This is a genomic window from Photobacterium sp. GJ3 (assembly GCF_018199995.1).
Classification (GTDB): domain Bacteria; phylum Pseudomonadota; class Gammaproteobacteria; order Enterobacterales; family Vibrionaceae; genus Photobacterium.
In genome coordinates this window covers 3008599-3031380 of record NZ_CP073578.1, presented here as the reverse complement: position 1 = coordinate 3031380, position 22782 = coordinate 3008599, and the positions used below count along the sequence as shown (strand labels likewise).

Annotated in this window: 14 protein-coding genes and 1 pseudogene; 12 read left to right on the top strand and 3 right to left on the bottom strand. The window is 54.1% G+C overall.

Going from position 1 to position 22782, the window contains the following annotated elements:
• Positions 1 to 5: 5 nt before the first annotated feature.
• Together KDD30_RS13990 and uvrA are read right to left on the bottom strand one after the other, a co-directional pair.
• Positions 6 to 1784, bottom strand: a complete 1779-nt coding sequence (locus KDD30_RS13990) for a PglL family O-oligosaccharyltransferase (protein WP_211646389.1) — start codon at positions 1782 to 1784, stop codon at positions 6 to 8.
• A gap of 70 nt (positions 1785 to 1854) precedes the next feature.
• Entirely contained in the window at positions 1855 to 4704 is a 2850-nt protein-coding gene (gene uvrA / locus KDD30_RS13985; protein ID WP_211646388.1) for an excinuclease ABC subunit UvrA, read from the bottom strand.
• Between the two features lie 251 nt (positions 4705 to 4955).
• On the opposite strand from uvrA, the gene KDD30_RS13980 reads away from it, so the two are divergent.
• The 5 genes from KDD30_RS13980 (at position 4956) to KDD30_RS13960 (ending at position 13413) form a co-directional block, all read left to right on the top strand.
• On the top strand, positions 4956 to 5495 hold the full coding sequence (locus KDD30_RS13980) for a single-stranded DNA-binding protein (RefSeq protein WP_211646387.1): 540 nt from the start codon (positions 4956 to 4958) through the stop codon (positions 5493 to 5495).
• A 271-nt stretch (positions 5496 to 5766) separates the two neighbouring features.
• Complete coding sequence (locus KDD30_RS13975) at positions 5767 to 6246, top strand: GNAT family N-acetyltransferase (RefSeq protein ID WP_211646386.1); 480 nt, start codon at positions 5767 to 5769, stop codon at positions 6244 to 6246.
• A gap of 355 nt (positions 6247 to 6601) precedes the next feature.
• On the top strand, positions 6602 to 9580 hold the full coding sequence (locus tag KDD30_RS13970) for a hypothetical protein (protein WP_211646385.1): 2979 nt from the start codon (positions 6602 to 6604) through the stop codon (positions 9578 to 9580).
• A 2-nt stretch (positions 9581 to 9582) separates the two neighbouring features.
• On the top strand, positions 9583 to 11223 hold the full coding sequence (locus KDD30_RS13965) for a hypothetical protein (RefSeq protein ID WP_211646384.1): 1641 nt from the start codon (positions 9583 to 9585) through the stop codon (positions 11221 to 11223).
• A 378-nt stretch (positions 11224 to 11601) separates the two neighbouring features.
• Positions 11602 to 13413: a reverse transcriptase family protein gene (locus tag KDD30_RS13960; protein ID WP_211646383.1), complete on the top strand. Its 1812-nt coding sequence runs from the start codon at positions 11602 to 11604 to the stop codon at positions 13411 to 13413.
• A 51-nt stretch (positions 13414 to 13464) separates the two neighbouring features.
• Here the strand turns inward: KDD30_RS13960 and KDD30_RS13955 are convergent, their stop codons facing one another.
• The gene (locus tag KDD30_RS13955) at positions 13465 to 14349 is read right to left on the bottom strand and encodes a LysR family transcriptional regulator (protein WP_211646382.1); all 885 of its coding nucleotides are present in this window, start codon (positions 14347 to 14349) and stop codon (positions 13465 to 13467) included.
• A 201-nt stretch (positions 14350 to 14550) separates the two neighbouring features.
• Here KDD30_RS13955 and csrD point away from each other — a divergent pair.
• The 7 genes and pseudogenes from csrD to KDD30_RS13920 all read left to right on the top strand — a co-directional run bounded on the left by csrD (position 14551) and on the right by KDD30_RS13920 (position 22782).
• A pseudogene (gene csrD, locus KDD30_RS13950) lies at positions 14551 to 16493 on the top strand (RNase E specificity factor CsrD).
• Between the two features lie 161 nt (positions 16494 to 16654).
• Positions 16655 to 18115 (top strand): PilN domain-containing protein, encoded by a 1461-nt coding sequence (locus KDD30_RS13945; RefSeq protein ID WP_211646381.1) that lies wholly within the window; start codon positions 16655 to 16657, stop codon positions 18113 to 18115.
• Entirely contained in the window at positions 18112 to 18747 is a 636-nt protein-coding gene (gene gspM, locus KDD30_RS13940; protein ID WP_211646380.1) for a type II secretion system protein GspM, read from the top strand. Before KDD30_RS13945 ends, gspM begins: the two co-directional genes overlap by 4 nt.
• Positions 18740 to 19063, top strand: coding sequence for an MSHA biogenesis protein MshK (locus KDD30_RS13935; RefSeq protein WP_249199149.1), 324 nt, complete (start codon positions 18740 to 18742; stop codon positions 19061 to 19063). Before gspM ends, KDD30_RS13935 begins: the two co-directional genes overlap by 8 nt.
• A gap of 11 nt (positions 19064 to 19074) precedes the next feature.
• A complete protein-coding gene (mshL, locus tag KDD30_RS13930) occupies positions 19075 to 20739 on the top strand; it encodes a pilus (MSHA type) biogenesis protein MshL (protein WP_211650020.1) in 1665 nt (554 codons plus the stop codon).
• 4 nt (positions 20740 to 20743) lie between these two features.
• Positions 20744 to 21586, top strand: coding sequence for an ExeA family protein (locus KDD30_RS13925; protein ID WP_211646379.1), 843 nt, complete (start codon positions 20744 to 20746; stop codon positions 21584 to 21586).
• A 2-nt stretch (positions 21587 to 21588) separates the two neighbouring features.
• The gene (locus KDD30_RS13920) at positions 21589 to 22782 is read left to right on the top strand and encodes a lipopolysaccharide assembly protein LapB (RefSeq protein ID WP_211646378.1); all 1194 of its coding nucleotides are present in this window, start codon (positions 21589 to 21591) and stop codon (positions 22780 to 22782) included.

Sequence of the window (22782 nt, the reverse complement as noted above, 5' to 3'; positions counted from 1 at the left end):
CCGGTTTATTCTGGCTGTGCCACTGCTGCAAAATCGGGATCAGCAGCCGGTAAGCTGGGCGCTTTCAGGACGGGCAGGGCGTCATCACTGAAATCCTGTCCGGGAAACAGGAACATGGCTTCTTCTCTGACATGCGCTGCCATGCTGGCCTGCCCTAACGCCTGATGGGCAATGATCAGAAACTGATACAGGATGGGTCTGGGAATCTCCTGTGCTTTTTGATCTGCCCAGCGAATAAAGTTTTGGATCTGCTCCGGATGATTCTGCGCTATCCCGTTTTTCAGTTGGCTCTGGTACAGATCCCATTCATACCTGTGTTGCCAGCTCCAGGTATTATTCACTTTTTCTAAAGCCGTCTGATCCGGCGGAACGGTTGTTTCGAAACGGGTGAGCATGGCACCTGAGTACAAGGTTGTCAGCATGAAGGCACTGACACCTGCAGGCAACAGGATGGCACTGAATCGAAAGGGTTTGTGAAACCGCAGCGACTGTTTGAAATATTTGGCACTCAGTGCGTCAATCCAGTACAGCAGGACAATGAAAATGACCCAGTGGACCAGTGAGTGATAAAACGGGTATTCAAGCTGAGTATGTAATGTGATTGGGAAAATCAGTGCGACCAGTGCCAGCTGAGTGTTCGCTGGTGCTCGCCGGATCTTTGCCAGAACCGCAGTGGCAGCAAGCAGAAGTCCCAGCAAGGGAAGAATACCGCCTTCACTGGCCCAGAACAGCAGCTCATTATGGGGATGATCCAAGCCGGGCAGCCCATAGGGCTGAGACGGATCAGCCTGATGCCATTGAGCGGTCTGCAGCAGATAAGCCGCTTCAAAATTACCGTAACCCACGCCCCGCATCGGTGCATGCTGGAACATTTCTGTCACTTGCGGGTAGATGATGGCGCGCGCACTTTCCAGCGAGACTCTGCCCGGTTGCGGGGCCCAGGACAGCATATCGGTCAGGTTCCAGGCCAGACTGAGCCCTAAAGCGACCATCAGCAGCCACAGACGCCACTGCACACGGGCGGCAAATTGCAGGAGATAGGGCAGAATGAGTAATGTGCCAATCACGGCGGCGATCCAGCCGGTGCGTGAGCTCAGGACGACCAGCATGGGGATCACGGCCACGGGTGTGAAGAGTAACCCCAGATGCGGAAAGGTCCAGCGGCCCTGAACCATTGGCTGGCGTGCCATCAGATAGGCTGAAAGCACCAGACCGGTTGCCAGAAAGCTGGCCATCACATTGGGTTGCTGAAAAATACCGTAAGGCCGGTTGACCACCGTATCGTAGCCAATTCCGTTTTCCGGGCTGATCCAGATAAACATGTACCAGGCCAGCGCCGTCTGCAGCCAGACGGCTTTCAGAATCAGCCACAGAATCTGCTGACGTTGTTTCTGGCTGAAAGCAAACTGCTGCAAGGCAACAAAAAACAGCCATCCTGCCCAGAGTGCGAAGAGCCGGTTCGCGGCCCCTGCCGGGGAGGCTTCGGGATAGAAAACGGGCAGCGTGAGCATCACACAGCACAGAAAGAAAACCAGCGTCAGCCGGGAATAACGCAGTATTTTCTGTCGGCTGACTTCCAGCAGACCGATAGCAATTGCGAAGCTGAATGGGATCCAGCTGCTGACATTGAACGGCAACATCAGCCCTGAACCACCCTGATTGTGCTGAAAATAATGCATGTTCAGCAAAAACAGAAACGTCAGCGTCAGCAAGAAAGGCCGAGTCAGCGGCTTGCTGATCGTTGCAGCGGCCAGTCGGGTGCCCCGTAAAAGAATGACAGTCACGTTGTCCGATCCCTCGGCTAATCAACAGTTCAGTCAGGCTGAGCACACAGCCTGACCAACAAGGTTATTATTATGCCTGCTGTACCGCGGACAACGCGGGCAGCAGTGGTTTGAGGAAACGGGCGGTATGCGATCCCGCGACTTCAGCAACTTGCTCTGGTGTACCGGTCGCGATAATTTCACCGCCGCCACTGCCACCTTCCGGCCCCAGATCAATGATCCAGTCTGCCGTTTTGATGACATCCAGATTATGCTCGATCACGACGATGGTATTGCCGTGATCCCGCAGTCGGTGCAGTACGCTGAGCAGCTGCTGGATATCGTGGAAATGCAACCCTGTGGTTGGTTCATCCAGAATATACAGCGTCTTTCCGGTATCACGCTTAGAGAGTTCCCGCGCCAGTTTCACCCGCTGGGCCTCACCGCCGGACAACGTCGTCGCCGCCTGACCCAGTCGGATATAGGATAAGCCGACATCCATCAGGGTTTGCAGTTTTCTTGCGATTGCGGGCACAGGATCAAAGAATGTCCGGGCGTCCTCAACCGTCATGTCCAGCACTTCATCAATGCTTTTGCCTTTGTATTTCACTTCCAGAGTCTCGCGGTTGTAGCGTTTCCCTTTACAGCTGTCGCAAGGCACATACACGTCCGGCAGGAAGTGCATTTCCACTTTAATTACCCCATCGCCCTGACAGGCTTCGCAGCGGCCGCCTTTGACGTTAAAGCTGAACCGCCCCGGTTTATAACCCCGGGAGCGGGATTCCTGTGTGCCGGAGAAGAGTTCGCGGATTGGGGTGAAAATACCGGTATACGTGGCCGGGTTTGAACGGGGTGTCCGGCCAATCGGGCTCTGGTCGATATCAATGACTTTGTCGAAATGATCCAGGCCCTGAATGTCATCATATGGTGCAGGCTGGCCGGTGGTGGCGCCGTTCAGCGCATGATGGGCAATCTTGAAGAAGGTATCGTTGATCAGCGTGGATTTACCGGATCCGGACACCCCGGTGACGCAGGTCAGCAGACCCACAGGGATCGACACATCCACTTTTTTCAGGTTGTTGCCACTGGCCCCTTTCAGATGAACGACTTTCTTCGGATCTATGGCGATCCGTTCTGTCGGGACTTCAATCTGCATTTTGCCGCTCAGATAGTGGCCTGTCAGCGAATCCGGTGATCGGAGAATATCGTCGAGCGATCCTTCGGCAATTACCTGACCGCCGTGCACGCCTGCACCCGGGCCGATATCGATGATGTAATCAGCGCTGCGAATCGCATCTTCGTCGTGCTCGACAACCAGCACGGTATTGCCCAGATCCCGAAGCCGGGTCAGGGTACTGAGCAGGCGTTCGTTATCGCGCTGGTGGAGGCCGATGGAAGGCTCATCCAATACATACATGACGCCGACGAGACCGGCACCAATCTGGCTGGCCAGACGGATCCGCTGTGCTTCGCCGCCAGAAAGCGTTTCTGCACTGCGCGACAGGTTGAGGTAATTCAGGCCGACGTTGACCAGGAAGGTCAGACGGTCATTGATTTCCTTGAGGATCTTATCTGCAATCTGCGCGCGCTGGCCTTCCAGCTTCAGTTCTGTAAAGAAATGAAGCGCCTGACTGATGCTCATCTCACTGACCACAGGCAGGTTGGTGCTGTCGATAAAGACATGGCGTGCTTCTTCGCGCAGACGGGAACCCTGACAACTGGCACACGGCTTGGTAGAAATATACTTGGCCAGATCTTCCCGGACTGCGTTGGATTCTGTTTCACGATAACGGCGTTCCATATTGTTGAGGATCCCCTCAAACGAATGGCGCCGGACCGTCACATCGCCCCGATCATTGATGTACTTGAACTCAATATTCGTGGTGCCAGAACCTTGCAACAGGACTTTCTGGATTTTCAGGGAGAGATCGCCGAACGGAGCTTCGACATCAAATCCGTAATGTTCAGCCAGTGAACTCAGCATCTGAAAATAGTAGTAATTGCGTTTGTCCCAGCCGCGAATGGCACCGCCAGACAGGCTGAGCTCATCATTCTGGACCACGCGGGATGGGTCAAAATATTGCTGAACGCCGAGGCCATCGCAGGTCCCGCAGGCACCGGCCGGGTTGTTGAACGAGAACAGGCGCGGTTCCAGTTCACGCATACTGTAGCCGCAGTGAGGGCAGGCAAAGTTGGCTGAGAAAATCAGCTCATCCATGTCGCCTTCATCCATCGGGCTGACAACGACAGTACCGCCGGACAGCTCCAGCGCTGTCTCGAAAGACTCGGCCAGACGCTGCTGCAGATCATCCCGGACTTTAAATCGATCCACCACAACTTCAATGGTGTGCTTTTTGTGTAATTCCAGCGTTGGCGGATCGGACAGATCGCAGACTTCACCATCGATCCGGGCACGGATATAGCCCTGTGCCGCCAGGTTGGCTAGGGTCTTCAGGTGCTCGCCTTTCCGTTCTTTCACGATCGGTGCGAGCAGCATCAGCTTACTGCCTTCCGCTAGGGTCAGGACTTTGTCGACCATCTGACTGATCGTCTGTGCTGCGAGCGGGACATCATGTGTCGGACAGCGCGGCTCCCCGACACGGGCAAACAGCAAACGAAGGTAGTCGTAGATTTCTGTGATGGTCCCCACGGTGGAGCGCGGGTTGTGCGAGGTTGATTTCTGCTCGATGGAGATCGCCGGAGACAGACCTTCAATGTGGTCGACATCTGGTTTTTCCATCAGAGACAGAAACTGGCGGGCATAAGCCGACAGAGATTCAACATAGCGGCGCTGACCTTCGGCATACAGGGTATCGAATGCCAGAGATGATTTGCCCGAACCCGACAGGCCGGTGATCACGATGAGCTTATCCCGGGGGATCGTCAGGTTAATATTTTTGAGATTGTGGGTGCGCGCACCCCTGACTTCGATCTTATCCATAATTGCAGTTATCAGCGCTTGAATAAATAGATTTGCATTATTGCATAGCCCTGAGGGCCTTAAAAGACTTGACTGTATAAAAACACAGTGCTTTGATCGTCTTTTGTGCGTCCGGTCAGGCGGTGGGAAGCGTGATGTTACCCTATGCCTGTGGGGGCGCGCCATGTTAAACTCGGCGATTAAGTATAAACTTTGAATCAGAGAAGGGTGTCAGGATTGGCAGCCTCAACAGCGAAAACCTGGAGTGAACTATGGCCAGTCGTGGCGTAAATAAAGTGATCCTGGTGGGTAACTTAGGACAAGATCCTGAAATCCGTTATATGCCGAACGGCGGTGCAGTCGCAAATATCACCATCGCGACTTCTGACAGCTGGCGTGATAAAGCCACCGGCGAACAGCGTGAAAAAACAGAATGGCACCGTGTGGCGCTGTTCGGCAAGCTGGCTGAAGTGGCTGGTGAGTATCTGCGTAAAGGGTCTCAGGTTTACATTGAAGGTCAGCTGCAAACCCGTAAGTGGCAGGATCAAAACGGTCAGGATCGCTTCACGACCGAAGTGGTTGTTCAGGGCTTCAACGGTGTGATGCAAATGCTGGGTGGTCGTCAGGGCGGCGGTCAGGGCGCGCCAATGGGTGGTCAGCAGCAGCAGGGTGGCTGGGGACAACCACAGCAACCACAACAGCAACCGAAGCAACAGCAAAACTACGCGCCTCAGCAGCAGTCTGCACCTCAGCAGTCTCAGCCGCAGTACAATGAGCCGCCAATGGATTTTGACGACGATATCCCGTTCTGAGGATCACTCGAGGGTGGATTTTGTCGAGGGGGGCATATGATTGCCTAACCTAGATAAATTTTTTAGGAAGTTTATAGTGATCATTTCGATTGCTGTAAACTTTTTTTTTTGCCATTTTATCTTTCTGATTTCCTATTTTATCTGTGAAGGTTTTATGTTCAAGGTTCTGAATAAGCATATATCGAAGAATAAAAAGGTCGGTACAGAATAAGACAATCATTCTCCATAGAAAGTTGGAAATGCTTTATATATAGCTGTAAAAGGAATTCAGATGAATGAAATAATCTATCGAAATGTAACTGGCCTGGATCTAAAAGGTATAGCCTGTTTGATATTTTCTGTCATGAATGAGTATATATTCACTTCAGGTATCAAAGACAATCAATCAGAGGTTGATGTATATGAGAAAGTGAAAAATTCATTTCATCAAGGGCTGGAGAAGTATATGGTTGCAGAGCATAGAGGTAAAATTGTCGGTGTGACTGGCATGAGGCGTTGTGGCGTGATCTTGAATACCATGTATGTAAATAGCAATTACCATGGTAGAGGAATAGCAACAAACTTAATCAATGAAATAACAAAAGGCTCGGCTGGTATGATTCGAGTTTTCTCATCTGAATATGCGATCGGATTTTATAAAAAGAGTGGCTTTACTGAAGTTGGAAGGCTGCAAGAAAAAAATGGGATAAAATATATCGAGATGGTAAAAATATTTGATGTACCATCTGATTTCAAGGTCAATGTTTCATAATGCCATCATGAGACTTCTGCAATAATCGCAAGCGTATAAATCATGTATCGGTAAGAAATGAGAGATAAACTCTGCTGGTTGAATCATTCACATAATTCTCAAGACGACAATCGTTATCAAATCAGAAAATTCGGAAAATTCGGATAATTCGATATTTATGGCACGCAGAAAGTGAAATAGATTAGGCGGATGAATTCATCCGCCATGCAGTCTCTGAAACAGCACAAGCCGATTCAGTTGGTATGGCTGGCGGTGACAAAACTGTGATGTTCTCGTGAAGTCGGTGTGCTTCAGCCAAGCAAGTGTTCTGGGCTGTGATAAAGTCAACGAGTTGCAGATAGCCTTGAGACGGAACATGAAACTCGTCAGAAAAACACAATTACGCGCGCAGGATGCGGCTTCAGAACAGCATGATGAAGTCGCATTGTTTGAGTTGCAGCGTGATCAGGCCGCCAGATACACCGTGGTGGTTCGTCGCTATTACCGTGGCGCCATCCTGAAAGAAACCCAGAAAACACCGGAGCCTGTTGATTTGGCACGAGCCGAAAAAGTGTTTGATTCTGTGGTGGTTGCGAAAGTGAATCAGGGAAATGTGGTGCCGGATCGGACAGCCCGCGCGACTGAGCACAGGCCAGTGAATCTGGGGCGACGGATTATGCTGGAGAAAAATCCGGCGCACAGGGCCCGGCAAATCTGGCGTCTGCCGCCGGAGAAAGATCCGGATATGGCATTCATTATTGCCGGTTATCTGGGCCATGATGTGTGGCGCCATGATTACAGTCTTTTATGGACGCTGGGCCGAATTGGCTCATCTCAGCATATCGCCATGATCCGGCCTTATCTGCGGCACAGTAATCCGGTGCTGGCCGGGCTGGCGCTGGAAGTGACCCTCTCCCTGACGGAACCTGAAGCGCGAGAACAGAGTTATCTGGCCATCACGGGGCAGAGCGAACGGCTGGAGCCGGATTTGCTCCGAGAGCAGGTCCGCGCTTTTTGCGCATTGTCGCGGTCTGCGGCTGCCGAGCAACCGATCAATGATTTGCTGAAACAAGCGTATCTGCAGGCTTTATTTGATCCGGCTCTGCGACAGGCCCTGCTGGCGCTGCTGCCGGATATTCCTTTGTGTCCCGGTGCATTCAAAGGGATGCGCTATTTGCTGAAAATGAGTGAATTTCGGCTGGATGCCGATTTCTACGCGGTGTTGAATCTTCGGGTGGAAAACAGAAAGGCATTTTTCATCCGGGACTGGCAGTATCATTACACCCCGGAAGCGGGCCGGATGCATGTCCAGAAGGAACTGGCATCTGAGAAAGCCCGGTTGGCTTACTCTCAGAAAACACGCCACTATCTGATGACCCGGTGCTGGCGGACACTCAGGCAACTGGGCGCCATGGGCAGCGCGTATTATACCGTGATGGCTGAATCGCTGCTGTTGGGTTACTGCGATACCGAACACGGTTTGCCGGTTGCGAAGTCACCGATTCTGAATGCCATCATCCGGACGCAGGATCCCCGTTATCAGAAAAATGCACGTGGGATCTGGCGTGAATGCCCGGATGTTTCGTTTGCAGGACGGGGCGAAGCTTTCCCGCATTTGTGGGATCAGGCACCGTCATCTTTGATCAACATTGCCACGCATAGCCGCTGCGAGGCGGTTTCAGATTTTGCGATCCGTGCCTTGTCTGACAGTCACGAAGCCTGTCAGTCGTTGCCCAGAGCCACGCTGATTGCGCTGGCCCTCAAACCGTATCCCGCAGCGCAGCAGTTTGCGCTGGCATGGCTGGCGGTGGATGTGGCGCGTGAACCGCTGACGAGCGAAGATCTATTCACGCTGCTGAGCAGCGATGTGGCTGCGGTGAATGAGTTTGCGCTTGCGCAGCTGAGCCTGAAGCGTGACTTGCGCAGTGACACCCCATTGCTGGCATCTTTGCTCTGCGTGAACAGTGCGCCATTCCATCACTGGCTCAGCAGTGAATCGGCCCGATCCGCATTGGCTTATCTCGATCAGAATCGCCTGCTGGATGATTGCCTGTCCTGTTTTCTCGCCACCGATATGAGTCAGCACCAGCATTTACCCGGTGTGTTTGCCTGGTTGCAACAGACTTGCGGCAGTGCGTTTGCACGCTTGACCTTGGAACAGGTCGAGCCCTTGCTCCGGTCCGGCTGTCCGGCAAAACTCTGGCTGGGTTGCAAATGTCTGGACGCGATGCCGATCCGCTACAGCGACATCAGACCTGATGTTCTGGACATCATTCACAGTGCGTCATCGGAAGCGATCCGTGCGTTCAGCATTGTATTGCTCAAGAAACTGACCCCGGATGACTTGGCATCACGGCTGGACTCATTACTGGCATTACTCACGCAAAGCGCCCCGCCAGCGCAGGAAGCGATTCTGGCCGTCCTGACGGTGTCGATGCAATCGCGCTCCAATCAACGGGAGCATCTGTTCGAACAGGTGCTGCAGTTGCTGAACCGCCGAAAACTCGATCAGAGGCTCCAGCAGCAGCTGGCTGAATTTCTCCGACAGCAGTTTGACCGGGCGCTTCAGCAAAATCATCAGGGTGCACTCTGGTTGCTGGCAACCGCGAGATCAGAGCTGGTTCAGTCTGAAGCCGTCATTTATTTAGAAGCGGGAGCTGCCCGTGCGCTGTCCGGCGATCAATGGTTCCGCCTGCTGTCGAGTCCGACGGCTGGGCTCAGGGCGCTGGCGCAGGCCTATTTTGAGCGCGACCCGGATGCACTCCGAACACATCCCGACGGATTACTGCCGGTCCTGGAAAGCCCTTGGCCGGATACACAAGCGTTCGGTTTTACGTTTTGTGAACAGCAGATGCACCGGGAAGACTGGCCGGCAGAACAGATTATCGCGGTGTGCGACAGCGTCGAGACCGAGGTTCAGTTGTTTGGCCGTGGCTTGCTCGAGCGTTATTTTGAGGCTGCGGACGGGCAGCACTATTTACTGCATTTGAGCCAGCATCCGTCGCCGCTGGTGGAAGACTTTGTCAGTGCGTTGCTGCCGGACTATGCCGCCGGAAATGAAGCTATGATTCTGGCACTCCGACCCTATTTCCTGTCGGTTTTATCTCGGGTCAATGCAGGTCGTCAGGCCAAAGATCGGGTGTTGCAGTTCCTGAGTGAACAGGCAGCCAGCACCGCTCAGATCCGCGACATGGTCTGCGCGTTGCTGACACGGTTGTCGCTGACATCTGTACATAAAGACAAAGCGGCTTATCTCAAGCTCATGATGCACTTAACACAAGCGCACGAAGCGGTGGATTTACCCGCCCGGATCAGACCGCGTCCGGTTCGCCAACTGGCTGAACGCAAGGAGTAACCATGGAAGTCACTTATCGTTATACCCGCCAGTCTCAGGTGGACTCTGGCCGTCAGCATGCGGAAATGACCTTTGCGCCGGACTTGTCCCGCCCGCCAACATTCTTTGTCGGGGAACTGAAAGACAAGCGACGTTTCCGGGAGGCGATTTCCTGTCTGCATCAGGTGGTGATCTCGGACATGCGATTCCAGCCCAAGAACCGCGATGACTATCAGCGCTGGCTGACCAGCGAGGAATCCCGGCTGCTGGCAGAATTCGGCGAAGTCGCCGAGAGTCACCGAAAAGAGCGCCAATCCGTTCAGGAAGAGCTGGCAGTAATGAAGGCTCAGGCTGATGCGGTGATGGGACCTTTTTACAAAGCGCAGGCAAAATATTTTGATTACCTGTACAAGCAGGATCTGGATGCCTGGTATGTGCTGGACCCGGTGATCACCGTGCACCCGGATCAGGTGTTTTTTGAGTGCTTCTCGGAAGATGAATCCAGCTACGGCAAACTGAGTTGTCGTTATGATGTCTTCGAACATGTGACCGATCAGGCCTTTGGCACCACAAACATTGATTATTCGCAGGGGTTATATCAGGCGTTTCAGAAGATCCGGGATTACCGCACCACATTTCTGAAAATTGATCCGGAAGGGTTTCAGATTCAGACGTCTGGTGGAGGCGGGTTTGACGAGAAAAAGATCGATCTGCCTGAAAGCTGGGTGCGGGGATTTCTGCAGGTGAGTTCAGCGATGACCTTGCCGATGGTGAAACTGCGTCTGCAGCCGATGGACATTCACAACCTGTGTCTGCATCTGAAACGGAAAAAAGAAGACACCGGACCACGGGCCATGAAGTTTGTTCTGCAACCGGGACAGCCCATTCGCGTGATCATGGAGCCCTGGAATGATGTTCTGCAATTCGATCGCTCAATTTATCAGGGCGAAACCCCGCAGACGATCCGGATCTGGGGGCGGCGCCGTCTCTTGATTCTTGAACGTCTGCTTCCGGTGGCGGACGCGTTTGATGTGTTTCTGATGGGGGATGGTTTCCCTTCGTTTTATGTGGCACATCTCGGCCCAATGTCGTTCACCCTGGGCCTGTCTGGCTGGAGTGCCAATGACTGGTCCAGATCCGGAAATTTTGATCTGCTGGCACCGAGAGAAGCGGTGGATGCGCTGACCCGTCAACGGGTGTATGACCTGCTGGCAGCCCGCCATCTGGAAAGCGCGCCGCGTCTGGCATCCCAGCTCAATCTGGACCTGAGTGTCGTGAAATCGGCGCTGGCGCAGTACAGTCAGTTAGGTCTGGTGCTTTATGACATCGAAATGGACGTTTACCGGATCCGTCAACTCTACAACACGCCGGTTGATCTGGAAGCGGTTCGTTTCAGGAACGACAGAGAGCGAAAGGCGGCGAACTTTGTTCAGGCCCGTTTGGTGTCACCGGGAGCGATGCGTCGTGGCGATCGGGGTGCGGAGTTGTCGGGTAGTGTTATGGACAATGGCCGGGAGCACCAGGTCCAGCTGACCATCGACTCGGATCAGCGTCTGATTCAGGCGCAGTGTGAGTGTTCCTTCTCGCGCCAGCATCAATTGCGTCAGGGGCCCTGCGAGCACATGCTGGCGTTGCGGCTTCATTGTGCCGGAGGGGCGCTGTGATGAACCGATTTCCTGAATCCGGCTCACTGAATGCCCGGTTACCGGTTGCCTTGCGACGTCAGATGCATACAATGCGGTTTCATGGCAGCGCGGCTCCGGAACCTTGCATCGCGAATGGTGGATCGCCATTCTGGTGGAAAGACTACCCACGCGTCACTGGCCCAATCTTAACTGGGCCGCACAGTCACCTATATCGCTATTGCGGTTTGACTTCGCAGAAGTCAACGAGCGACATAGGTAACGTGCGGCATCGAGTTGATTGCACCAGTACTGAGAACTCTTCGAAGGAAGCGGCTGCGCTGCCAACTCTCTTCCGACTTTCCATTCAGCCCTTCACTGCATGGGCTCCTGTTCAGTTGCGACCAGTGGTATCCCGCCATGTCTGATTCAAATAAACACCAATCGGCGGAGACTGTGCAGGATCCGTCTCCGAAACTGACCCGTCAGCAGATTTATGACCGGATTCGTCAGTCCAGCAAAGATGACTATATCCTGCGTGAAATGATCCGGCTTGGATTCTGGAAATCCGATAAAGATCAACCCAGCCTGACGGAACGCTTTGTGGCCAAACGCACAGCGCTGATAACCCGGCTGCGGACGCTGACCCAACTGGACAGGCTCTACAGCGACCCGGAGAAGGCGTTGGCCGCCATGCACAAGGCCCGCAAAAAGGCTGCGCTGGAAAAACGGGAGCAAACCCGGATTGCCCGGAACCAAACCCGGTTTGAAAAGGCGCTGGCCTGGTACCAGCGGCAGAGAGAGGCATTTACCTTTCTGGGAGAAAGTGTTTCCGGTGGCTTAGCGCGGAAAACATCGGATCCGTTGCGGTTGTCCCGCTATCAGCTGATGCACTTTCAGTCGGTGGCAGAGGTGGCGGGCAGTATGGCCATCCCGATGTCGGAACTGCGTTTTTTGTGTTACCGCAAAGAGGTTTCTCCGGTCAGCCATTATCAGGATTTTGAAGTCGCGAAAAAATCGGGCGGTACCCGGATCATTTCGGCGCCCATGCCTCGGATGAAGCGTGCACAGTACTGGTTGCTGGATGCAGTTCTCACCCGGATTCCGGTGCATGACGCCGCACATGGCTTTGTGCCGGAGCGAAGTATCGTCAGTAATGCCAGACCACATGTTGGCAAAGCCGTGGTGATCAATCTGGATTTGAAAGATTTTTTCCCGACCATCTCTTATCGGCGCGTCAAAGGCATGTTTCACCAGTTGGGGTACAGCGAGGAACTGGCAACCACCTTTGCACTGATCGCCACCAAGCCGGTGACGCAAGCTGTCGAGATGGATGGCAAAATCTGGCATGTCGCGCAGGGCGAACATGTGCTGCCACAGGGATCGCCTTGTAGTCCGGCAATCAGTAATCTGCTGTGCCGGAGAATGGATGCCCGTTTACAGGGCATGGCGGATAAATTGGGATTCACCTATACCCGTTACGCCGATGATCTGACCTTTTCCAGCGATGATGTCAGCAAAGTGCAGTCGTTACTCTGGCGATGCAAACAGATTGTTGCGGATGAAGGCTTTGTGGTTCATCCGGAGAAAACCCGGGTGATGCGGCGTCATCAGCGTCAGGAAGTGACCGGCGTTGTGGTCAATGATGGCCTGTCAGTCGAGCGGAAAACGCTGAAGCAGTTTCGGGCCGTGCTGCGGCAGGTTGAGCTCGATGGCCCGGCTGGAAAGCAATGGGGCAAAGGCGAATTGTTTCAGAGCCTGGCCGGGTATGCCAACTTCGTTGCGATGGTCAATCCGGAAAAAGGTATCCCGCTGCAAAAGCAGGTGGTGCGTCTGAAGCGTCAGTACGGATTCAGCGTGCCCAAGGGCAAAATGGGTGAACTGAACAAACGACTGTTCAGGTTAAAAGTCGCTCGCGGAGAATCGCCGAGATCCCGCTGGTGGCAGCCTCATGAAAAACCGGCGCCGGAGCTGGCGTTGACGCAGCAGCAAAAGGCAGCACAGCGTCAGGCTGCAAAAGCAGACAGCGTGTCCCCTCAGGTGGTCACCCCGGCGGCGACATCAGAAACGGATTCCGAAACGGATCCTACGGCATTCAGCCCGATGATGTGGGTCATGATGATGCTCACGCTGCCCTTTGCGCTGCTTTGGATGTTGGTGACCGCTTCCTGGAAAACCAAACTCTGGGTTCTGAGTCTCGGCTATGTCCTTTATTGGCTGTTTTTTGGCTAAGGCTTGAATCGGTTCAGCCAGCCCGTGCGTCTGACTCGGGCTGGTGCTGTTTCAACCTGTTGCGCCTGCTTTTTGCTTGATGAAATCAATAAATAATTTGGTTTTGGTGTGGTTGTAATTGAGCTTGGGGTAATAAGCATACGCTGCGTTCAGCGGCTGTTTCAGTTCAGGTAATACCGGCACCAGCAAACCATTACTCAATTCCCGCTTCACTGTATTTTCTCCGACCAGAATCAATCCCATGCCCGCAACGGCCGCAGCGACTAACGCTTCCGGGTTCTGAGTGGTGAAATTACCACGCAGTCGCAGCCGGCGGTTATTTTCGAAGATATGTTCCTGCTCATGACCGTGACTGCCAAATAACAGGCAATTGTGCTGGGTGAGTTGCTCCGGGCTTTCAATCAAAGGCCAGTCTTCCAGATAACCGGGTGCGGCATAAAATCCCGCCTGAAAACTGAAGAGCCGGGTGGCGATATAGCTGGTGGAATTGAAGTCGGTCAGTTCCCGGCTGATAAACACGTCCAGATTGAGATCCGGCAGTTGTCCCGGCGTGACTGTATGCAGTTCGACCTGAATATTGGGATAGGTTTTCAGAAATTCATCCAGATAGTGCACCAGTACCCGGCTGCCGGTTGCCAGAGGCGCGCCGATCCGCAGCACACCGCGGACTTCGCCATAGGTCGAGGTGGTTTCTGCCAGAATCTGTTGCCAGTCATCCAGCAGATGAACACTGCGCCGGTAGAAAACTTTCCCTGCATCCGTGACCGTCAGATTCCGGGTGGTCCGTTTGAGTAATTGCACCCCCAATTGTTTCTCCAGCCATGACAGTCGTTTCGACAATGCGGAACTGGAGGTATTCAGGGTGCTCGCGGCCTGTGCCAGTGAACCCTGTTCCACAACGGTGACAAAACTTTTGGTGCAGGTGATCCAGTCCATGTTTCTCCAATAAGATGCAGTCTTTGCCCGGCGCCCGAAGATGGCAAAACAGGAAACTGTCGTACCGCACACTGACGTGTTTCACGTCCAGTGGTATTTTTTTGTGGTCGCAGACGTTTTAAAATTTTCAGCTGAGTGTGGGGAAGTTGACCACAGTGCCGTGCGGTTTTGAAATAGTTTTTGAGTAAAGTTGGATACTGAATGAGAAAAGCCTCAGGGATGAAGCTGACCAATCGACTGGTCGCTTTTGTCACCCTTATTGTCATTTGCGCCATGTTTGTCATTTTTATTGGTGGTGCTATCAGCTTCCGGAAGCTGGGGCAGGACTATCTGCACCATTATCTTGGCGGTATGGTGGAAGTGATCGATCAGGAAATGGCCGATCCACAGGGCTCTCAGTCGCTGACCCGCTGGCTACCGAAATTGCTTAAGTCCAGCAATGTGGTGTCGCTGGATGTCAGCAATGAAGCCGGATCTGTGTATCAGTTCCAGGGCCTGCAAAAGATTGATGATCCCAACATCCTGTATCAGACCACCTTTCCGCTGACGCTCAATCCCGGATATACCGTTCGGATTCAGTCAATCCCGCCCTACACTGAACTGACTTATTCCTTGGGAGCGATGTCTTCAATCAGTCTGGCGATCATGATGATCATCGCCGGACTGGTCTGGGGGGTGAACTGGCTGAAACGACAGCTGCATGGTTCCGAGCTGCTGGAAGAGCGGGGCCGGATGCTGCTGGCGGGACGGCTGGATGAGCACGCCACTGGTGCTGAACAGGAATGGCCGGATACGGCCAGTCTGGCACTGGATAAACTGATTTCTGAACTGAAAGATGCCCGGCAGGAACGCAGCCGGTTCGATACTTTTATCCGGACTCACACCTTCCTGGATCAACTGACCGGCTCAGCAAACCGGGTGTTGTTCGACAGCCGCTTGCAGTCGGTGGTGCAGGATCAGGACAACCACGGCGCTGTCATTCTGGTGCGGATTGCAGACTGGGAAGAACTGCTGCTGTCGAAGGGCAAGATTGTGGCCGATGAACTGATTCAGGATGTTGGGATGGTGCTGTCCAATATGGTTCAGCGTTATCCAGACAGCGTCTTGTCCCGCTATTTCGAAGCGGAATTTGCCATCATGCTGCTGCAGCAGCCGAGCAAAGAAGTGAATCTGTTTACCAGTCAGTTACTGAAAGCGCTTGAGCGTCTCTCGCCTGCATTACCGTTGCAACGGGATAACTGGTGCCATATCGGCATGACTTATTTTGCCAGCGGCGAACGTCGGGGACGCATCATGGATGAGGCGGATATGGCGCTGCGCAGTGCTCAGTTACAGGGCGCGAACAGCTGGTCTGTCTTCCAAAAAGATCCACAGGGAGAAGACACGCGGGGCAGTGTTCGTTGGCGGACCTTGCTGGAGCAGGTCTTCAGTCAGGACGGGTTGCAGTTGTATCAGCAGCCGGCGTTTGCGGGAGATCGTCATCATTTACTGCATCGGGAACTGCTGGCGAGAATCAAAGATGAAAACGGCGCTTTGCTGAAAGCTTCGCGTTTTTTACCGGCAGTAGAGCAGGTCGGATTCCAGGTTCGGATGGACAAGCAGGTGATCCGTCAGGCACTGCATCTGCTGAAGCATGGCCCGACACTGGACAATTTTGCCGTGAACATCAGCGTCGAATCGATGCTGGATAAAGCCTTTCTGCGCTGGTTCCGGGATGAATTGCTCCAGACCCCCGACATGTGCTGAAGCGGTTGAGTGTGGAAGTGCCGGAGCGGAATCTGTCCCGTCACATTGATGCCATTCGACATTTCCTCAAGATGCTGACCGGCCTGGGGTGTCATCTGGGCGTCGATCAGGCTGGCCGGACCATTGTCAGTACGCATTACATCAAAGACGCCAACGTCAGTTATATCAAACTGCACCGGAGCCTGATCCGAGATATCGATCAGCGTCAGGAAAACCAGTTATTTGTCCGCAGTATGCTGGGGGCTTGTGCCAATAGTGATGTGACTGTGATTGCCGTCGGTGTCGAGAATGATCGTGAGTGGTCCATTTTGCAGCAGCTCGGCATAAAAGGCGGTCAGGGACGATTTTTTGAGTCTGAGCGGGATTTCACTCAGATTCGTGCAGGAAAGCGTCGATGATGTGAAGCGGTCAAAAAAATCCGTCACAAAAGTTGATTATTCTATACTCAGTTGAATGCTAAGGGTATCATCGGTCAAACAATTGACATCAAAAGGTCAGTTCCCCCATCACTCCGTGTGATCTTTACCTGAAAATAGTGCAATAAAACGGGTTGATTAACATGCTGATTAAAAAGCTCATCAAGCGAAAAACTGTCAGTAAAGTTGTCAGTTTTGCAGTATTTGAAGAAAAACTCACACTAGTCTGCCAATCAGAATCGGGTACGGATTGGATCACGGACAGTCAGGATGTGCCCACACGGGATGCCTGGCCCCGTGCTGTTGAGCAACTGATCCTCAAGCATCAACTGACCGGTTGCGCTGTACGTTTTGTCCTCGGACACGGTCTGTATCAGAGTCTGGTCATCGATAAACCCGCCATTCCACGTCAGGAATTCGCCAGTGCGCTGCCATTTCTGGTCAAGGATCTGGTGACAGAACCCCCGGCCAATCTGGTCGCTGACGGTTTTGATGAACCCTTGAAAGATCGGCTTCAGGTTGTTGTGACTCAGCGAAAACTCGCCCAACAGCTGGTATCAATCTGCTTGTCGCTGGGCTGTCATCCCGAATTTATCACCACAGATGAAGTGGTTTTGGGAGCACTGACTGCTGAAAATCAGAGCCAGCTGGTGCTGCATGCCCGCCAGAAGTCCGGGCTGCAGCTGACCGCATTTAAACAGCAGGTCATGTGCTTTCAGCGTCAGTTACGTGGATTTTCCCAACCCCTTTTAGGCGATGATGCCGCGTCATTACAGATGGATGGGCTGGCTCTGGAGCTTCAGCGCTCACTGGATTTTCTCAGTGCGCAACTACGGGATGCACCGATTGCACAGGTGCTGGTGAGCTGCGATCAAGAGGATAACCCCCAGCTCGCCGAAGCGCTCCGGCAGCGGCTGAATGTCGCGGTTGTGCCTGTCTCCAAGGCGCCTGAATCTCTGACGACTTTTGATGCAAGGATCGCTTGGGCGGCTCTTGAGCAGCCGCCACTACTGAATCTGTTTCATGAAAGTCTGAAACCCCAGTCGCGATGGCTCACGCTGCCGAATCTGGTGGCAGGCTGGGCGGTGGGTGCTGTGCTGGTTGCTTCTGTTGCGGGCTGGCTGCAATGGCAGGAAGTGCGCGCCCAAACCCGACTGACGCAGGAACAAAGCTTACTGAACGACAAACAAAAGGCACTGTCCGCAGCAAAAGTGGCCCTGTCGCGTCATATGCCGAGCGAACTGAAAGTGAAACTGAGCGGGGATCTGGAACAGCAACTGGTGGCCAAGCAGGCGACGCTGAAAGCGATTGCCATGCATGATCAAAGTTTGCAAGCCGGATTTGCCGGCATGTTGAAGCAACTCGCACAAGCAGCCAGCCAGGATATCTCATTGAACCGGATCCATGTTCAGGGCGGGAAGCTGGATCTGGAAGGGGTCGCTCGTACTCCGAATGCGGTGCCGGGCTGGATTCAAAGCTTCAGTCTGCATCCGCAACTGGCCAATCGCCGCTTTGAGGTCATGTCTCTGGGCCGGAATGAAGACAATATCGTGACGTTTTCACTGCAGGCCCAGCGTCGCGATGAACAGGAGCCGCAGCCATGAATCAGTGGTCAAGATTAGTGGAGCGCTTTGAGCAGCTCAATCGCAGAGAACAATGGCTGGTGGCGATCACGGGTTGGGTGGTCTTGCTGCTGGGGGGCTATCAGCTCCTGATTGAACCGATAGAGAAAATGCTGGTTGGGGTGGAGCGGCAGTTGCAATCCACCCAGAACGAACTGATCCGCAGTACGGGTGAACTGATTCAGATCGAGCGGCAACTCAGGCAGGACCCGGATCAGGCGCTGGATGTCAAAATCAGCCAGCTGAAAGTGAGTCACCGGGAATTGGACCAAGCCTTGAAAGAGCGGGTGGCCAGTCTGGTGACCCCGGTGCAGATGGCCACGCTGATGGATCAGGTCCTGCAGCATTCGCAACGGCTGAAGCTGGTCTCGCTTGAATCCCTGTCTCCGGCACAACTGATTAACGGCGAAGATGCCGGGTATTACATCCATCCGGTCAGGCTGACGTTGCGGGGCCGGTATTTTGATCTGGTGACTTACCTCCAGCAGCTCGAAGCGCTGCCAGTGAAGTACTACTGGCGCAGCCTGGATTACCGGGTGGACGAGTATCCATGGTCGGATATCACACTGGATGTCTACACGTTGGGCGAAAGTAAGGATTTTATTGGTGGCTAGAACAATTTGGGTCATTGGGTTGCTGATGTTGCTCAGCCCCGGGGTCATGGCGGAGAGTGATCCGACTGCCCCACTGGGCTGGCAGGCACCGGCGGAGAAGAAAACCGTTTCCCGGCGATTGCCCGAATTACAGGGCATTGTTTGCCCGGAGCAGCAGAGATGCAGTGTCATTCTGGACAATCAACTGGTGCTGCCCGGCGGGCAGATACAGGGATACACCCTGAAGTCGGTGAAAGATGACAGCGTTGTGCTTCAGCGTGGCGGTCGGGAATGGCGACTGGCCCTGTATCACGATCAAATCAAAATTAACGAATGAAGTGGACTGACATGCGCTTATTCTTCATTGGGATCACAACAACTTTACTGGCAGCCTGTTCGACGAACATGGGGCATCACAAGCCTGTTGATGTACAGGAAGCGTTGAATCAGGCCGCGAATGAGGCCCAGAGCCGACCGCTGACTGATCTGCCTGCGGCCGTCAATGCCGATCTCATGCCCAGCCTGAACCGGCCGGGTTATGGTCGCAGCAGCGCTTATGAACGACGCTTTCGGGTGAATGCCCGTCAGGTCGATGCCCGGGCGTTTTTTGGCAGTCTGGTCCATGGCACAGCGTTTAACATGGTGATTCATCCACAGGTCAGTGGCCGGGTGACGCTCACGCTGCAGGATGTCACGCTGGATGAAGTGCTGGATGTGGCTTCCGATATCTATGGCTACCATATCCTGCGTAAAGGCAACATGATTCAGGTTTTTCCCGCCACATTACGAACGGAAGTGATTCCGGTTGATTATCTGCAGCTGCAACGCCGCGGGATCTCCCTGACGTCCCTGACCACGGGTTCCATCAGTGACCCGAATAACGATGATAACTATCAGTCGGATCGTTCCAGTCGCAGTCGGGATACGGATGAGGACAGCCGCAGCCGGAATGACACCAGTGAGCGCTCGTCCTATTCGACAGGCGGTACCCGGATTGAAACCCGTACAGACAGCGATTTCTGGAATCAGTTGCAACTGGCCGTGCAGGCCATGATTGGTACCGGGCAGGGCCGAAGCATTGTGGTGTCCCCTCAGGCCAGTTTGCTGACCGTGAAAGCTTTCCCAAATGAGTTGCGTGAAGTCCGAGAATTTTTGGGCGTCTCGAAAAAACGTCTGCAGCGTCAGGTAGTGCTGGAAGCCAAGATCATGGAAGTGACACTGAGCGACAGCTATCAGCAGGGCATCAACTGGAGCAATATTACCAAGACGATTGGCGGAACGGGCATTAACTTTGGCCGGACCGGGCCCTCCTTACTGCCGGGCGGCAATGAGATTGCGAATTTGCTGGACGGGCAGACCAATATCACGATTTCTGACGGGAACTTCTCGGCTGTGCTGAGTTTTCTCGAAACTCAGGGCGATTTGAATGTGTTATCCAGCCCGCGCGTGACCGCAGCAAACAACCAGAAAGCGGTGATCAAAGTCGGCGGCGATCAGTATTTTGTCACCGAAGTGGATGGCGGTGAAGCCGTCAGTGACGGTGGCGTGGCTTCTCCGGAAGTTGTTCTGACACCGTTTTTCTCGGGGATCTCACTCGATGTGACGCCGCAGATTGATGATGATGGTGGCGTATTGCTGCACGTTCATCCCACTGTCGTCGAAGTCACGGAAGAAGTGAAAGATATTGCCCTCGGCGATACCTTCGGCACTTACAGCCTGCCACTGGCCCGAAGTTCGGTGCGAGAGTCCGATTCGGTGATTCATGCCAGCAGCGGCGATGTGGTGGTGATCGGCGGGCTGATGAAGTCATCACTGAAAGATCAGGAAACCAAAGTGCCTTTGTTGGGGGATATTCCGGGACTGGGGTATCTGTTCCGCAATATCAATAAAGTGCAGACCAAGACCGAGCTGGTGATTTTGCTCAAACCCACTGTGGTGGGCGATCAAACCTGGCAGCAGGAAATTGAGCGTTCACGGTCTCTGGTCGATAAATGGTTCCCGGAACAGGGCTGATCCAATGTATCAGGATCACTTCGCCCTGACGCAGTTGCCATTTCGTCTGACGCCGGATACGGCGCTGTTTTATGCGTTACCGCCGCATCTGGAGGCCATTCAGATGACACTTGCAGCTTTGTCGATGGGGGAAGGTTTTATTCAGATTTCCGGTGAAGTTGGGACCGGTAAAACTTTGGTGTGCCGCATGCTGGTCCGGCAGTTACCGTCGCAGTATGAACTGGCTTACCTGCCCACTCCTGCGATGAGTGGCCGTGAACTTCGGGCAGCGCTGGCCAAAGAACTGGGATTGCATCCCCAGGACGATCAACTGCTGCTTACCGAATCGTTGCACCGGGTGCTGATTGAACACAAACGTGCCGGACGGACTGTGGTCGTGCTGCTGGATGAAGCGCAGGCGTTGCCGGATGACGCTTTGGAAGCACTGCGGCTGCTGGGTAATCTGGAAACGGAGCAGGAAAAGTTACTGCACATTGTGTTGCTGGGGCAGCCCGAGCTGGATGTGAGACTGTCCGCCCCGAAGCTCAGACAGTTCCGTCAGCGGATTACTTTTCGTGCAGTGTTGCGTCCCTTGGATCTGGCTGAAACGGTGTCTTATATCGATCACCGGCTGACCCAGGCCGGTGGGGCGGACGGTCTGATGCCATTGGCCAGACAAAAAGACATCTGGCATGCCAGCGGTGGGATTCCGCGGCTGATCAACCTGCTGTGTCACAAGGCCCTGATCGTGGCCTGCAGTGCCGGACATGCGGTGATTCAGAAAGCGGATGTGCGGGCAGCGATTACGGATACTCAGGCGGCGCGACAGCCGCGCTGGCAATTTCCAGTGCTATGGGGATGGAGTTGAGCATGAGCCAAGTCAATCAGATGCTCAATAGTTTGAGCCAGAACAACGCGTCTTCGGACGCCACAGAATTGAAAGCTGCCCGGGTTAAGCCATTGCCCAAAGCGCAATGGCCGCTGTGGGTGGTTATGGGACTGATCGTCGCTTTGATTGCGGGCGGCAGTGGCTGGTGGTTCGGGCAGCGCAGCCAGCAGACGTCGTTGGTCACCCCGATCGCGCCGGCAGAGAAACCGCAAGCGCCTGAAAAGGCCCCGATTCAAACCACGCAGTCGTCGATGCCGCAAACAGCTGCACCGACAGCCGCGGAGAGCGCCAAACCAACCGCGACGAATCAGGTCACTGTGTTGCGTACCGTGAAGCCGGTTGCGATACCTGCACCATCAGCGTCTCAGCCTGCGACGTTGAGTGCGGCGATCACCCCAGCGCCGCCTCAGGTCGCAAAGGTGGCCGTGAAACCTGTCGTGAAACCCAAAGAACAGCCAAATCAAGTCGCCACTGAGCCGGTTCAGAGTCAATCGGCACCGCAAGCCGTGATGGCGGTGCAGGACGGCCCGGATGCATCTCGCTCGACCGTTTCAGAGCCGGACGACACCGAACTGGTGATCGAAAGTGTGGCCTTGCCGCCGGAGCAACTGGCGAAGATTGATTACGACAAAGCGATGAAAGCCTTGGCGGAAGGCGACAGTCTGAAAGCTATGGATGCGCTGAAGTCGGTGCTTGAGTATCAGCCGCAGTGGACGGAAGCCCGGCAGCGTCTGTCGGCGATTTATTATGGTCGCGGCGACGTCCGGCGCGCCATGCTGACTTTGCAGCAGGGGTTGGTGAAACAGCCGGATCAACCTGACTTACGTCTGACGATGGCAAAACTACTGGCGAATGAATCTCAGCCGGAAGTGGCGCTGGATGTGCTGAGCAAATTGCCTGCCCAGCCCGACAGTGAATTTTTAGCCCTGCGGGGGGCACTGGCACAGCAACTGAATCAGCAGGCGCTGGCACTGAGCAGCTATCAGAAGCTGATTGAGTCTGAACCCTATGATGGCCGCTGGTGGCTGGGGCTCGGCATTGCGCATGACAGAAATCATGAGATCAGCAAAGCGATCCAAGCCTATACACAGGCCCTGAAACTGGGTCAGGTGTCCGGACCGTCGCAGCAGTTTATCCGCCAGCGTTTAAACGCGCTGAAGGCGCAGGAGGGCTGA

What these genes read in the sequence shown, in the direction of transcription:
- KDD30_RS13945 (WP_211646381.1), top strand. Translation starts at nt 16,655, where the DNA reads ATGCTGATTAAAAAGCTCATCAAGCGAAAAACTGTCAGTAAAGTTGTC.
- KDD30_RS13960 (WP_211646383.1), top strand. Translation starts at nt 11,602, where the DNA reads ATGTCTGATTCAAATAAACACCAATCGGCGGAGACTGTGCAGGATCCG.
- KDD30_RS13955 (WP_211646382.1), bottom strand. Translation starts at nt 14,349, where the DNA reads ATGGACTGGATCACCTGCACCAAAAGTTTTGTCACCGTTGTGGAACAG.
- KDD30_RS13920 (WP_211646378.1), top strand. Translation starts at nt 21,589, where the DNA reads ATGAGCCAAGTCAATCAGATGCTCAATAGTTTGAGCCAGAACAACGCG.
- KDD30_RS13965 (WP_211646384.1), top strand. Translation starts at nt 9,583, where the DNA reads ATGGAAGTCACTTATCGTTATACCCGCCAGTCTCAGGTGGACTCTGGC.
- uvrA (WP_211646388.1), bottom strand. Translation starts at nt 4,704, where the DNA reads ATGGATAAGATCGAAGTCAGGGGTGCGCGCACCCACAATCTCAAAAAT.
- KDD30_RS13975 (WP_211646386.1), top strand. Translation starts at nt 5,767, where the DNA reads ATGAATGAAATAATCTATCGAAATGTAACTGGCCTGGATCTAAAAGGT.
- KDD30_RS13980 (WP_211646387.1), top strand. Translation starts at nt 4,956, where the DNA reads ATGGCCAGTCGTGGCGTAAATAAAGTGATCCTGGTGGGTAACTTAGGA.
- gspM (WP_211646380.1), top strand. Translation starts at nt 18,112, where the DNA reads ATGAATCAGTGGTCAAGATTAGTGGAGCGCTTTGAGCAGCTCAATCGC.
- mshL (WP_211650020.1), top strand. Translation starts at nt 19,075, where the DNA reads ATGCGCTTATTCTTCATTGGGATCACAACAACTTTACTGGCAGCCTGT.
- KDD30_RS13925 (WP_211646379.1), top strand. Translation starts at nt 20,744, where the DNA reads ATGTATCAGGATCACTTCGCCCTGACGCAGTTGCCATTTCGTCTGACG.
- KDD30_RS13970 (WP_211646385.1), top strand. Translation starts at nt 6,602, where the DNA reads ATGAAACTCGTCAGAAAAACACAATTACGCGCGCAGGATGCGGCTTCA.